Here is a 14,123-nt window from a genome sequence, read left to right on the forward strand (position 1 = left end):
CGCATGAGTGTGATCGAAGAAAAAGAAATTGTATCTTACATAAAAGAATTGGTGTCCATACCCAGCCCCTCCGGCTATACAGAGCAAGCCATTAAATACGCGGCTGATTTCATGGAGCAGAGGAAGGTTCCTTACAAGATCACGAATAAAGGGGCATTGCTTGCTTCATTGAAAGGCGAAAATGATGGCAAACATCGTTTGCTGACTGCCCATGTCGATACACTGGGGGCCATGGTAAAGGAAATCAAGGCGAATGGCCGTCTTAAATTGACAATGATCGGCGGTTTCCGCTGGAACTCAGTGGAAGGGGAGTATTGTAAAATCCATACAGCTGACGGAACCATTATGACCGGGACCATTTTAATCAATCAGACCTCTGTCCACGTATATAAAAATGCCGGCGATGCCAAGCGTGATGATGAGACAATTGAGGTCCGGATAGATGCTGTCGTGAAGACTAAAGTGGAAACAGAGGCCATTGGCATTTCTGTTGGAGATTTTGTCTCCTTTGAACCAAGAGTGGAAGTGACGGATACAGGCTTTTTGAAATCAAGGCATTTGGATGATAAAGCTAGCGTTGGCATCCTCCTTCATATCATTGACCTCATTTCCGCAGGAAAAATAAAATTGGCATATACGACTCATTTCCTGATTTCCAACAATGAAGAAATCGGCTATGGCGGAAATTCCAATATCCCTGAGAAAACAGTCGAATATCTAGCAGTCGATATGGGCGCGATCGGCGATGGACAATCGACGGATGAATTCAGCGTATCCATTTGCGCAAAAGACTCCTCAGGTCCATATCATTATAAACTGCGTCAGCATTTAGTTTCACTTGCCCAAGCAAATGCCGTCGACTACCGAGTTGATATTTATCCATATTATGGATCGGACGCTTCCGCTGCAATCCGGGCAGGATATGATGTCGTACATGGTCTGATCGGACCGGGAATCGATGCCTCACATGCCTTCGAGCGGACACATGTTTCTTCATTAAAGCATACAGCCAATCTGATTTTGCACTATATCCAATCAGAGCTGGTGTAATCGTGAAAAAAGCCCGCACTCATGTGCGGGCTTTTAACTGTTTTATAGCGCTATTTTTAGTATAGTACTGTGTTAGTGAAATGCACGTGAATTTCGGTCATTTACTCGTGAATTGGAGTAATACTCGTGAATTTCGATTAAATACTCGTGAGTTGTGATGTTTTACTCGTGAATTTCGGTCATTTACTCCTGATTTGGAGTAATACTCGTGAATTTCGATCAAATACTCGTGAGTTTTGGTGTTTTACTCGTGAATTTTGGTCATTTACTCGTGAGTTTGAGCGTAATACTCGTCAATTGGCGTAAGTACAAAAAATAAAGATTTACAATGATAATTCTTGTGGAGGTTCACCGTTGTTGTTCATCAATCGGATGCTTTCCGGCTTAATTTGCAGGATTAAATAATTCGGATCTTTCGGACCTTCGAACCAATCTTCAAAGGATTCATTCCATAATTTATCCTTCAGTTCCTGTGAATCGTTTATTTTCGAGGTACCTGAGATTTCCAGGTAAGAATCGCCCAATCCTTTATTATCATAGCCGATCAGGATATGAACATTAGGATTCTTTTCAATTTCATCAATTTTTTCCGTCTTTCCACTCGTTGGTGTGTATAAAGTTAAATCATCGTTAAAGAATGTCATATAGCGTGAATGTGGTTTGTTGTTTTCAACTGAAGATAAAACTCCTATTTTATGATCACGGATGATGTTCAATACTTTTTCTTTAATTTGGTTTTCGCTCATTTTTGCACACTCCTTTTATTTTTTTACTCTATTACTTTTCCTCTCTTTTCATTAAGTTAAACAAAATTCTACAGTTTCCCATTTTTATGAATGAAGATTGATAGAAGTTGCCATACTAGTCATTATGTGTTCTATTTTGAGCAATTTCATGATGTTAATCCATTTGTAAAGGTGAGTATGATGAATGAATTGTGGTGAATTACTTATCATTGGCGGGGCAGAGGATAAGTGCCTTGAAGGTGAAGTATTAAATAAATTTGTCGAGCTTGCAACCCGTAATAGGGATGGCGGAATAGGAATATTGCCTACAGCGAGTGAAATTCCTGAGGAAGTGAGTACAGAGTATATCAAGATTTTCAGGGATTTAGGCGTGGGCAGGGTGGAAGTGATCAAGCTGGATTCAAGGCAGGATGCAGATGACCCAGCAATTTGTGAACAGCTGACATCTTTTTCCGCCGTCTTCATTTCAGGGGGAAACCAAAGCCGATTGTTTGAGCTGATTGGAAAAACCAAATTCCACGATGCCCTTTCTAAAGCCTGGCATAAAGGAATGGTGATAGCAGGGACAAGTGCTGGTGCTTCCATTTTAGGTAAGCATATGATCATTGCTGCTGACACGATGCTGAATGACAATAAGTTAAAAGTTGAGATTGGGATGGGTTTCGGCTTCCTTGACGATTTGATAATCGATCAACATTTTTCCCAGCGTGGCCGATTTGACCGCCTGTTAAGTGCGATAGCAGGGAAAAAGGAAATTATGGGTATTGGCATTGATGAAAATACAGCAATTTTAGTTAAAGACGGTCATTTTGAAGTAGTTGGCCAACATCAAGTATTGGTGCTTGATGGCAGCACAAGTGACTATATCAATATCACATCTTCTGATAATGGCAGTGAAGAGTTGACCCTTTCGGGATTTAACCTACATGCACTAACCAGAGGATACCGTTTTGATCTGCTTGCAAGGAAATTGTTGATGAAAAAGGGGATCCAACAATGATAATCAATCGAGTCCGTTATTTAAAAGGACCTAATTATTTTGCTTATACACCGACGATTTGCATTGAATTGGATATAGGGGAACTGGAACAGAAACCATCTGATTCAATACCTGGATTCAATGAAAAATTGTTAAAGGCACTCCCGAACCTGGGAAGCCATACATGTTCAAAAGGGTATCGAGGCGGTTTCGCCGAAAGGCTGAGAAAAGGAACATGGATGGGACATATATTGGAGCATATGACGATTGAGCTTCAAAACCTGGCCGGAATCGAAGCCATTCGTGGAAAAACGATAATGATGGAAAAGAAGGGCTTTTATTATGTGACCTTTGACTATCAGGAGCCTCACTCAGGTCTTCAAGCTTTTTTAGCAGCAAAAGATATAGCGGAAGCCATCCTGAATGGTGAAAAGCATATAAATGTGCAATCTTATGTAAAACAAATAGAGCAGTTATATTATAAAAATAAACTGGGGCCAAGTACCGAAGCCATTTTTAAAGCAGCACAAGCAAAAGGTATCCCTGTCGAGCGAATGGGTGATGAAAGCTTACTGCGTTTAGGAACCGGTACAAGGCAGAAGTATGTCCAGGCGACAATTTCCAGCCAGACTTCGAATATTGCCGTTGAGAATTCATGTGACAAATCATTGACCAAATCAATTTTAAGAGGGTGTGGACTCCCTGTACCTGAAGGGGAAGTTGCCCATTCCATCGAAGATATCTTTGCCTCGGCGGACAGGCTGGGTTTTCCGCTGGTCATTAAACCGTACAATGGGAGGCAGGGTCAGGGCGTCATCACCCATATCAAAAATAAGGATGAACTATTCAATGTAATCAATTGTTTGGAGTCGCATGTGGAGATGTACATAGTCGAACGACATATTGAAGGACATGATTATCGGTTACTGATAGTCAACGGTGAACTTATAGCCGCTAGTTTGAGGCTTCCTCCCTTTGTTATTGGCAACGGTAAGGAATCGATACGTAAATTGATAGAAAAGGAAAATTGTAATGATTTGCGGGGAGAAGGACATGAGAAGCCAATGTCAAAGATCCCGCTTACACATACCGTGACGTGTTACTTGGAAAAATCGAATCGGACGCTCGATACCATTCCGAATCAAGGGGAATTGGTTCAAGTTGTCGGCAATGCAAATCTTTCGACTGGTGGAAAGGCAATCGATGTAACGGATCAGGTTCATCCCACCATTAAAAATATGTCAGTTGCTGCCGCGAAAGCGGTTGGTCTGGATATAGCCGGAATCGATTTTATCTGTGAGGATATATCCAAACCAATCGAGCATTCACGGACTGCGATTATTGAAGTGAATGCTGCTCCGGGAATTCGAATGCATCATTATCCGAGCGAAGGGAAAAAAAGGGATGTAGGCAAGGCCATTGTCGATTATTTATTTCCGACTCGGGAAGAGGCAGCTATACCGATCATCGCAGTGACCGGAACAAATGGAAAGACGACAACGACCCGATTGGTTCATTATTTTCTTTCTAATGAAAATACAAAGGTGGGTATGACGAATTCAGATGGAGTATATATCGGCGATGAGGTAATGGATCAAGGTGACTGCAGTGGCCCGGTCAGTGCACGAATGGTATTGGCCCATCCTGAAGTTGATGTAGCCGTATTGGAAACGGCCAGGGGAGGGATTCTTCGTGAAGGTCTTGCATTTCGTAAATGTGATGTGGGGATCATTACCAATGTAAGTGAGGATCACCTCGGCCATGATGGAATCGATACATTGGATGATCTCATTAAATTAAAGAGGCTGGTAGCCGAAGTCGTAATGAAAACAGGCTATTGTGTGCTGAATGCAGATGATCCGAATGTAGCAGCCATGAACGCTCATACAGATGGAGAGGTCATTTACACCTCTACTGATGCCACGCAGCCTCACGTGAAGGCTGCGATAAATGGGGGATGTAAAGTTTGGTACGTCAATGAACAAGGTGTAATCTGTCATTCATCTGATGGTGTCATCCGACAATTTATGGATTGCACCAAGATTCCAATAACGATTTCCGGCATGGCACGTCATAATATCGCCAATTTACTTCAAGCGTTAGCCGCAGCCGAGACTCAAGGCATTTCAATGGAAGAACTACGAAGGAAGGCTGCCACATTTATGCCTGATACGAATTTGTCCAAAGGACGTTTCAATTTAAAAAAGTTGAAAGAGCGCACGATCATCATCGACTATGCCCATAATGAAGCAGGATTGAAGGCCATATTCGAAACGGTCAGTGCCTATAACAAAAATCGTCTTATCACTGTTTTGGCAGGACCTGGGGACCGTATTGATGAAGAGCTAATCAGGCTCTCCAAGGAGGCGGCCATGAATTCTGATCTATTCATCATTAAAGAAGACGATGATTTGCGGGGCAGGGAGCCGTTCGAAGTAGCCAGACTGCTTCAGGAAGCTGCCGTAGAAGCAGGGTTACAAAAAGATCGGACCTTAATCGAACCTAATGAATTGGACGCATTTGTAAAAGCGTGGGAAACATCACAACCGGGTGACCTATTATTGTTCTTTTACACGGATTTCGAATATGTAGAGAAGTTTTTCGAAAAGGTTTCAACAAATCCATTGCCGAAGAAATAAAATAGTGAATTTCGCCCTGAAAATCCACTTCCATCAAGGCTAGCAATTACTTGCGAAAATTTAACTTTATGAAAAAAAAGCTAATCCAATTGGATTAGCTTTTTTTCATAACCGTTTCATTTGCAGCCGGAACAACGGCATGGTCTTTTTTATATATTCGCTGAAGCACGATGGACTGAACAATCATGAAAATACCTCCGATTGACCAGTATAACGGCAAAGCAGCAGGAGCGGAGAAAGAAATGAATAAAATCATTGCTGGTGAGAGCAGGCTCATCATCTTCATTTGTTTCTGCTGTTCCTCCGGCATTTGTCTCATGGAAATGACCGATTGGAAGTAATAAATGACACCAGCAATAATCGCCATGGCAATATTCGGCTGACCAAGGCTGTACCAAAGGAAACTATGGGTCGCAATCTCATGTGAGCCTTGGATCGCATAATAAAAGCCCATTAGAATCGGCATTTGAATTAAGAGCGGCAAACAGCCCATGTTTAAAGGATTGACTCCATGCTTTTGGTAAAGCTGCATCATTTCCTGTTGAAGGGCCTTTTGTTTAGCTGGATCTTTCGTCTCTTTGATTTTCTGCTGGATTGCAGTCATTTCCGGTTTCAGCCCATTCATCTTCGTTTTCATGCTAAGCTGTGTTTTATATTGCTTGGCAGTCAGTGGAAGCAAGACAAGGCGAATCAAAAATGTCATCATGATGATGCTTAAACCATAGTTGCCATTAAATAAATCAGCATTAAATTCCAACATTTTTGTCATAGGGTTAACCAAAGCGGTATGAAATGGACCGCTCGTTGCTGCTGAGCATCCTGTCAATAGGGTCGTTGCCAGAAATAGTACTGCAATTAGAAACATGTTTTTCTTCTTCAATATAATTTCCTCCTCAAATTGTTAGTGATTAAACAAAGAGAAGGAGGCTTGGCTCATCGGAATCATCTGGTGAATCCTTTTGCCGGATAAATGTGAAGAAGCGCTGTGCACCGCGCCAGTCAAAAATGCTGCCCGCATGAACGGGGGATTTACTTTTATCTGTATGAACGGAAGCTTGATATTTGTCGTTCAAGAGCGATTGCTTTTTATTTAAGAAGTAAAACGCAGCCAGTGGAAAGACAAAGGTAAATAAGTAACCTGCCCATACCGCATGGCGAACGGTCTGATAATCGAATTCTAATAATAATTCCCACATAGGAATCCCTCGTTTTTTCTAAGATAAGAAAATTTGGCCTCCACAATGATTCAGGGACTGAAATGACTTTTGACTTTATTGAGTTTAAATCATTAAGAACACTATATCAAATTCTAGTGCAAGAAAGCTAAAAAATACAGGGATTTTTTCAAAAAATAAACAGGGAATATTTTCTGACGCATTATTTTCCGTTTAAAGATTCGATAGAACCACAAAGTAGAGACAGTAATTAGGAATGAAAATGCACATATGGCCGTTCGTCTACATACGGATAAAAGAAAGTTCAATTATGAGGTGAAAAAGTATGAAACCATACAATTCATTCTATCAACACCATAACGGTACTGAAAATATCTATCAAGATGCACATCTCCGAAACATAGATAATGATTTCTTGGCGATTCCATATCCAAAACAAATAATGGATGTAAGGACTCCTCCTGGCCCGCCTGGCCCGTCCTACGGGGACCATCCGCCGCCGCGGCCGCCGCACGGAGGAGGCCCGCCTCATATAGCTCCGCCATTATTCACTCCACAACTTCACGATGGAATGTCTAAGGCAATGGACACTGATTCAATGAAAGGGTGTTTATACAAACATACGTATGTTTGGCTTAAAAATGGCCGCTCATTTTGGTTTTACCCCACATATGTCGGCTATAATTCCGTGGCAGGTTATCGATGGAGACGAAGTCAACAGCGATGGGCATATTATGGAACGGACGCGCATGAGATACAATTCTTTCATTGTTATTAAAATAACAATCCGCATTAGCGGATTGTTCAGTTGTGGACAAAAGGGGGTCGAATAAAATGGGTGTGGGTCGAATAAAATGGGTGTGGGTCGAATAAATGCGTGAACGGTCGAATAAAGTGTGGTGTAGGTCGAATAAAGTGCGTGAACGGCCGATAAAAGTGCGGTGTAGGTCGAATAAAGTGGGGTGTGGGTCGAATGAAATGGTGAACGGTCGAATAAAGTGGGGTGTAGGTCGAATAAAGTGCAGTGTAGGTCGAAAAAATGCGTGAACGGTCGAAAAAAGCGTGGTGTGGGTCGAATAAATGCGTGAACCCCAACAAAAGTGCTCCGGCTGAAAACAACGGGGAAGTTTTTTAAGAAGGAGGTTCGGAATGGTCTCACCCCGAACCATGATTATAAATATTTCTGTAACCCTTATTAGAGTGAAGAAGGCAAATTCATTCAATGATTCAATCAAAAAAATAATCAGGGAAATCAGAAATGATCCCATCTAACTGCATCTTTTTGAACATGCGGATTTGTTTTTTATTGTTGACGGTCCATGTATATACTTTCATCCCGTGCTTTTGGATTCGCATTTGCAGTTTCGTACTCAAAATCGTTTGCTTTGGATTCAAAAATGATGCAAACTCGGCAATCTCCTTTAATTTTTGGTCATTAATTCGCCGTTTTATCAAAACGCCCACTTGTATGTCTGGCATTAATTGATGAAACCTTTTCATGGATTCCATATCGAACGAATGAATCATTATCCTAATTTCACTTGTTGAATATTCTTGGAATTTTCCTAATTCTTCTGCAAGTTTCCGTTCAATGCCGGGATAAGCAGATGGATGTTTTAATTCGATTAAGATTCCGACTTTTGACCCGAAATTTTCCAATACCTCACTTAATAAAGGAATTTTTTCGTTTTTAAAACGGGAATGATACCAGCTTCCTGCATCCAGTTCCTTTAATTCGGCAGCCGTGTAATCACGGATGTTCCCTTTGCCGTTCGTGGTTCGATCCAGAGTTGGGTCATGATGAACCACAAGTACATCATCTTTACTAAGATGGATATCCACTTCCAGGAAATCAGCTCCCAATTCAATAGCTTTATTATAAGATGCCATTGTATTCTCGGGGCAATATCCAGATGCACCGCGATGTCCAATTTTAAGTGGTGAATGCTGCATTTTGAAGTCCTCAGGGAAAACACCCTTTGTTCGATTAGAATAGATGGCGAACAGGACAAGTATGGTTACCAAGATAATAAGAAAAAATGCAATCATCTTTCACACTCCTTTTAGGAATTAAAATTCTTAAATATTCTTTAGATAGAATATAAAGAAGTTTTCAGGACAGCCTCATTTCACAATTTTACATGTTAGCCAAGGAAAAATCATGTTTTACACAATGTTATAATCCCGACTTAAAGGATTTATTGGAAAGGTATGGAATACATATAATTTAAGTATCAATAAGGGGGGAAAGCAGATGGAATTGCAGGTGAAACCGAAGTCTAAAAAATGGAGGGGGAATTTTGGTTTATATTTTTCCCTGCCCATTCTGTCTTGGGCGTTTTACGATTTTGCCAATACGATTTTTTCTTCTAATATCAATACGATTTTCTTTCCATTCTTCCTCCAGGAACAGATTGGGGAAAATGCCGTTCTTGATCAGATTGCCAGTACCTTCATCTCCTACGCAAATGCGATTGCCAGTTTGTTTCTAGTTTTGTTTTCCCCGCTGTTCGGTGTCATGATCGATCGAACGGGAAAAATGAAAAAATACATTATGATTTTCACAATCATTTCCGTTGTATGTACATTTTTAATGGGGGTATTTGGAGGGGCGCCGTTCGATGGGAAGCTTCTTGGCATTCCAATTTCCTTGGCGATCGTCATTCTTTTATTTGTGATAGCAAAGTTTTTCTATCATTCGAGTCTTGTTTTCTATGATACGATGATGAGTGATTTAGGCACGAAACAGCAATTGCCGCTTATATCAGGATTTGGCGTGGCGGTAGGCTACCTTGGAACGTTAGTGGGCCTGTCCATCTATCCATTCATAAGTAAAGGGAGTTCACATGAAGCCTTTATTCCCACGGCCATTTTATTTCTGGTTTTTTCCCTTCCATTGTTCTTTTTTTTAAAAGAGTCTCCAAAACAGCAAAAAGCGAAACAACCTTTTTTATCCGGTTATAAGGAAATTAAATCCACATTTAAAGAGATGAAATCCCATCGATCGGTTTTTACATTCATGATTGCTTATTTCTTTTTAAATGATGCAATTGCGACCACTATCGGCATGATGGCCATATATGCCAAGACTGTTGTTGGATTTTCCTCAAGCGGATTCATTTTGCTTTACTTGGTTTCGACAGTATCGAGTATTGCCGGATCGTTTCTGTTTGGATACATCACGCAGTCGAAGGGGCCGCGGCTAGCTGTGACATATGTGGGGGTTCTGCTTTTGGTTGCTTTATTTATAGCGGTATTTGCACAAACCGCTCTATGGTTCTGGGTTGCCGGAAGTATGTTCGGCATTTCGCTTGGTTCGATGTGGGTGACATCACGGACATATATCATTGAATTGACCCCGGATGAGAAGAGGGGGCAATTTTTTGGACTATTTGCATTCTCAGGAAAAGTCTCTTCAATAATCGGTCCGCTTTTATATGGAACAATAACGTTGGTATTCCATGACCTCGGTACATTGGCGAGCAGGATGGCATTGGGCTCATTGATCATCATGGCGGTAATAGGTCTGGGCTTTCTTTTGAAAATGAAGGGATTGGAAGAAGTGAAATAAGAAAAAAGGGAATGGATCCGGCCTTAATGCCGTATCCATTCCCTTGCATAATCTTATACCAAAATCAAGGTGACATCGACGTTCCCGCGAGTCGCTTTTGAATAGGGGCAGGTCATATGTGCTTTTTTGGCGAAGTCTTCAGCCTCTTCCCTGCTTAGGTCGGGAATAGAAACATCCAATCTTACAGCCAATTTAAAGCCGCCGTCATCCTCATCTTTACCGATCGTGACATTTGCCGTCACGGAAGTATCGACTTTTTTCTTTTCTTTTTGCAGAACAAGATTCAAGGCACTGTCAAAGCAAGCCGCGTAACCGGCTGCGAATAATTGTTCCGGGTTTGTGGCGCGCTCACCGGAACCACCTAATTCCTTCGGTGATCTCACATCGAAGTCCAAAATCCCGTCCTCTGATTTAACATGTCCCTCACGACCGCCTTGTACGGCAACTGTAGCTGTGTATAATGGTTTCAATGAAAACAACTCCTTTGTTTATTCTTACTATCATTAGTTCCCTCCTGTAAGTATTGTTAAACAAAATGAAAGCGAGTTTATGAAGAGTATTGTGTGAAAATGGTTTTAAATTGGTTTTAAATTGGAAGATATTGTTTTATAATTTACTGTATTAGGAGATGTAATACACCCATTTGCAAGGAGGGTTTATGATGTTTGAGCTGGATGTTCAAAATGGAAAGCCGATATATGAGCAATTGATGGATAAGTTAAAGGAACTAATGATCAATGAAGTTTTATAGGAACATAATCAGCTACCATCTATTCGAATATTGGCTCAGGAATTGACCATCAATCCAAATACGATCCAGAAAGCGTACAAGCAGCTTGAATCTGACGGGTTTATATATACATTACCAGGCAAAGGGAATTTCGTGGCTCCTCCTAAATCCTTGAAAAATTCATTGAAAGAAGAAAAAATCAGAAACGAGCTTTCAAGGGTACTCGCTGAAGCTCTTTATATCGGAATCGATAAACATGAAATTTATAGATTGATAAAGGAAATCAGTCCATTGGCAAAGGGGGGAGATTCATGATTGAAATAAAACAGGTGAGTAAATTATATGAAGGAAAAGAAGCGATCAAAAACGTCACCTTGGTCATACAAAAAGGCTCCATATTCGGGTTATTAGGTTCAAATGGGGCGGGGAAAACGACTTTATTAAAAATGCTTTCAGGCAATCTGATACAGGATGCAGGAGAAGTTCTAATTGATCGATCATACGTGTTTGAAAACCGTGAAGTGAAAAATCGTTGTTTCTTCCTTCCTGATACGCCTTATTTCCTGGCTAACTATACGATCATGCAAATGGCAAGTTTTTATAGCCATATTTATAGTGAATGGAATCAAGACCGTTTCTATCAATTACAGGAAGTATTTCCGATACCCGTACAAAATAAAATACATAAACTATCGAAGGGTATGCAAAGACAGGTTGCTTTTTGGCTCGCACTCTCGACGATGCCGGAAGTTCTCATCCTGGATGAACCGTTTGATGGGTTAGATCCGGTCATGCGTAAAAATGTGAGGCAGTTGTTGATTCAGGATGTATCGGAAAGGGATATGACGATTTTACTATCGTCCCATAATCTCCGGGAAATTGAAGATTTAGCCGATCATGTAGGGATTTTACATAGGGGTGAGCTTGTGATCCAAAAGGATTTGAATGACTTAAAAGCTGATGTACACAAAGTGCAAATCGCCTTTAAACATAAAATTCCCCACGGTTTATACCGCGGAATTCAAATTCTCAACAAGGAAAGACGCGGCAGCGTGATCGTTTGCATCGTTAAAGGTAAAGAATCCATGATTAAATCGCACTTTAATCAGTTTCAGCCAGAAATATTAGATATTCTCCCCCTAACTCTAGAGGAGATATTCATTTATGAAATGGGGGATATCGGTTATGTCATCCAGAATAACCTGGTTTAATAGAGAATTGATTATCTATATTTTCAGAAGCTCTGGCTGGGTTGGTTTCCTGTATCTCGTCGGCCTCATATTTGCGCTGCCTTTGGAAATGTTAGCGATTATCTTGAATGAGAACAATGAATATGTGAAATTTGAAAACCTCTTTTCCTGTCAGCAGATGATACAGTTTGTCTTGGTCATCGTTATTCCAGTATTACTAGCCATCTTCCTTTTTCGGTTTTTACAAGTGAAACAAGCCTCTGACTTTATTCATAGTTTACCGATTACTAGACGCAGCATCTACATTCATATGATTGGGACGGGAATTGGCTTCTTGGGTTTGCCGATATTATTTACAGGTTTAATTTTGATACTATTCCACTCGGCAATTGATATAGAAACGCTATATACCATGCCTGATATATGGTCATGGATGGGGACTACATTTATTTTGGAAGCTTTGATCTTTTCTGTTGCCGTTTTAATTGGCATGGTGACGGGATTATCAGCCTTTCAAGGACTGGTGACCTATATTTTTCTTGCTTTGCCGGTGGGGTTGTTTGTACTGTTTGCAGCCAATGTGAAGTTTTTGATAGCAGGATTTTCTGCAGATTATTATCTAAGCTCCAATATGAATGGCATCTCCCCCTTATTAGCAGCAACAGAGATGGAAAAAATAGACTTTTTATCTGTTAATACTTTAATTTATAGTATATTAACCTTACTTTTTCTGATTAGTTCTCTTTTTCTCTATGAGAGGAGAAAGCTGGAGCATGTATCGCAGGCATTTGTTTATCCGAAGATTAAGCCATTATTTAAATTCGGCCTGACATTATGCATGATGCTGTTTACAGGACTGTATTTTAGCGAAACGACAAGCCAACCAGGGTGGATTTTCTTCGGATATACCATCGGTTCTTTACTTGGATATTATTTAGGGGAAATGGTCCTGCAAAAGACTTGGCGAATACGGGTCAACAAGAAAGGTTATGCAGCATTTATAGTGGCTATCATTGTGCTGGCACTCATTATAAAAATAGATCCCCTTCATTATAAGGCCAAGATTCCTGATGAAAAAATGATTAGCCAAATTTATATTGGCAATTCTCCTTTATTTTTTGAAGATGGTGACACATCGGATAACGCTTCCAATTATCTTAAAGAGAAGGAAAATATAGAAGCGATCAGGTTATTGCATCAGGAAATTATCGATAAGGGTAAAAAGGTTTCCATTGGTGAATTGAATGATGGACAATCCGTATTCCTGCTGTATGAACTCAAGAATGGAAAACGGTTAGCAAGGGAGTATCATTTGCAAAACTACGACTCATACAAACCGCTATTGGCGAAAATTTATGAGTCGAATGAATATAAAGAAATGGTTAATGAGTTATTGAATGTTTCTGCTGATGACGTATCTAAAATCAAGATAACTGCGAGCGGACAAGTGGACAAATCAATAACGATCACGGACGGTCAACAGCTGGAAGCGGCCATAAAGGCATTGTCGGAGGATCTGAATAATCAATCGTTCGACCAAATGACATCTTCTTTTGGTGCTTATGCCTCCATCGACATTCTTTTGCATAATGACAAAACCATTTATATGAATTGGGACTCTTCATATACTCAGTTTTCAAAATGGATGGAAAGTACCGGACAATCGGAAAAAGCAAGGTTAATGGTTGATGATGTCTCTTATATACTGGTTGCGAAGACCGATTCGAAAGTTTATCATTCGTTTTCTGAAAGTGAAATCGCACAGCAGATTGAACAACAGCCAAACCGCTTGAAAATTAAGACCGCTTCGGAAATCGAGACGGCCATTGATAATGCCCAAATCGATTGGGGCGGGGAGTACTCAGCTGCCTTTTATTATAAAGAAAGCAGAGATGTGGACATCAAGAGTTTTTCCGGTGAACATGTTCCCGGCTTCATATTGGATCATTTTAATGAAAGATAACGTGAATATGTCGCTTGTACATATAAAGGAAAGGATGCCGCCCAATCTGGGCGGCATCCTTTTCCATTGTCCATCAATAT

General features: G+C 40.5%; 12 protein-coding genes and 1 pseudogene. 8 read left to right on the forward strand and 5 right to left on the reverse strand.

Annotation, left to right across the window (positions count from 1 at the left end; genetic code table 11):
* Positions 1 to 3 precede the first annotated feature (3 nt).
* Positions 4 to 1,050, forward strand: coding sequence for a M42 family metallopeptidase (locus ACQKMF_RS15375; protein WP_427573927.1), 1,047 nt, complete (start codon positions 4 to 6; stop codon positions 1,048 to 1,050).
* Positions 1,051 to 1,373: 323 nt separating this feature from the next.
* On the opposite strand, the gene ACQKMF_RS15380 is transcribed toward ACQKMF_RS15375, so the two are convergent.
* Positions 1,374 to 1,796 (reverse strand): pyridoxamine 5'-phosphate oxidase family protein, encoded by a 423-nt coding sequence (locus ACQKMF_RS15380; RefSeq protein ID WP_230177645.1) that lies wholly within the window; start codon positions 1,794 to 1,796, stop codon positions 1,374 to 1,376.
* A gap of 184 nt (positions 1,797 to 1,980) precedes the next feature.
* Between ACQKMF_RS15380 and ACQKMF_RS15385 the strand changes: the two genes are divergently transcribed.
* Positions 1,981 to 2,796 carry a cyanophycinase gene (locus ACQKMF_RS15385; RefSeq protein ID WP_402941566.1) on the forward strand — a complete coding sequence of 272 codons (816 nt, stop codon included), beginning with the start codon at positions 1,981 to 1,983 and terminating at the stop codon, positions 2,794 to 2,796.
* Positions 2,793 to 5,414 carry a cyanophycin synthetase gene (gene cphA / locus ACQKMF_RS15390; RefSeq protein ID WP_427573930.1) on the forward strand — a complete coding sequence of 874 codons (2,622 nt, stop codon included), beginning with the start codon at positions 2,793 to 2,795 and terminating at the stop codon, positions 5,412 to 5,414. The genes ACQKMF_RS15385 and cphA overlap by 4 nt, the downstream gene beginning before the upstream one ends.
* A gap of 94 nt (positions 5,415 to 5,508) precedes the next feature.
* Here cphA and yidC read toward each other — a convergent pair whose 3' ends face one another.
* Positions 5,509 to 6,294 carry a membrane protein insertase YidC gene (gene yidC, locus ACQKMF_RS15395; protein ID WP_232782986.1) on the reverse strand — a complete coding sequence of 262 codons (786 nt, stop codon included), beginning with the start codon at positions 6,292 to 6,294 and terminating at the stop codon, positions 5,509 to 5,511.
* Between the two features lie 28 nt (positions 6,295 to 6,322).
* A complete protein-coding gene (locus ACQKMF_RS15400; protein ID WP_101224472.1) occupies positions 6,323 to 6,610 on the reverse strand; it encodes a hypothetical protein in 288 nt (95 codons plus the stop codon).
* A gap of 304 nt (positions 6,611 to 6,914) precedes the next feature.
* Here ACQKMF_RS15400 and ACQKMF_RS15405 point away from each other — a divergent pair, with 304 nt between their 5' ends.
* The gene (locus tag ACQKMF_RS15405; protein WP_402941574.1) at positions 6,915 to 7,367 is read left to right on the forward strand and encodes a hypothetical protein; all 453 of its coding nucleotides are present in this window, start codon (positions 6,915 to 6,917) and stop codon (positions 7,365 to 7,367) included.
* A 449-nt stretch (positions 7,368 to 7,816) separates the two neighbouring features.
* Here ACQKMF_RS15405 and ACQKMF_RS15410 read toward each other — a convergent pair whose 3' ends face one another.
* A complete protein-coding gene (locus tag ACQKMF_RS15410) occupies positions 7,817 to 8,638 on the reverse strand; it encodes a glycerophosphodiester phosphodiesterase (protein ID WP_427573933.1) in 822 nt (273 codons plus the stop codon).
* Positions 8,639 to 8,843: 205 nt separating this feature from the next.
* Between ACQKMF_RS15410 and ACQKMF_RS15415 the strand changes: the two genes are divergently transcribed.
* Positions 8,844 to 10,160, forward strand: a complete 1,317-nt coding sequence (locus ACQKMF_RS15415; RefSeq protein ID WP_427573935.1) for an MFS transporter — start codon at positions 8,844 to 8,846, stop codon at positions 10,158 to 10,160.
* A 53-nt stretch (positions 10,161 to 10,213) separates the two neighbouring features.
* On the opposite strand, the gene ACQKMF_RS15420 is transcribed toward ACQKMF_RS15415, so the two are convergent.
* Positions 10,214 to 10,630: an organic hydroperoxide resistance protein gene (locus ACQKMF_RS15420; protein ID WP_101224475.1), complete on the reverse strand. Its 417-nt coding sequence runs from the start codon at positions 10,628 to 10,630 to the stop codon at positions 10,214 to 10,216.
* A gap of 299 nt (positions 10,631 to 10,929) precedes the next feature.
* On the opposite strand from ACQKMF_RS15420, the pseudogene ACQKMF_RS15425 reads away from it, so the two are divergent.
* The 3 genes and pseudogenes from ACQKMF_RS15425 to ACQKMF_RS15435 all read left to right on the forward strand — a co-directional run.
* Positions 10,930 to 11,205 (forward strand): annotated as a pseudogene (locus ACQKMF_RS15425) (GntR family transcriptional regulator); the annotation flags it as partial.
* Positions 11,202 to 12,101: an ABC transporter ATP-binding protein gene (locus ACQKMF_RS15430; protein ID WP_101224477.1), complete on the forward strand. Its 900-nt coding sequence runs from the start codon at positions 11,202 to 11,204 to the stop codon at positions 12,099 to 12,101. The pseudogene ACQKMF_RS15425 and the gene ACQKMF_RS15430, both read left to right, overlap by 4 nt.
* The gene (locus tag ACQKMF_RS15435; protein ID WP_427573938.1) at positions 12,076 to 14,043 is read left to right on the forward strand and encodes a DUF6449 domain-containing protein; all 1,968 of its coding nucleotides are present in this window, start codon (positions 12,076 to 12,078) and stop codon (positions 14,041 to 14,043) included. The genes ACQKMF_RS15430 and ACQKMF_RS15435 overlap by 26 nt, the downstream gene beginning before the upstream one ends.
* Positions 14,044 to 14,123 lie beyond the last annotated feature (80 nt).

Source organism: Peribacillus sp. NPDC101480 (genome assembly GCF_050277335.1).
Taxonomy (GTDB): domain Bacteria; phylum Bacillota; class Bacilli; order Bacillales; family DSM-1321; genus Peribacillus.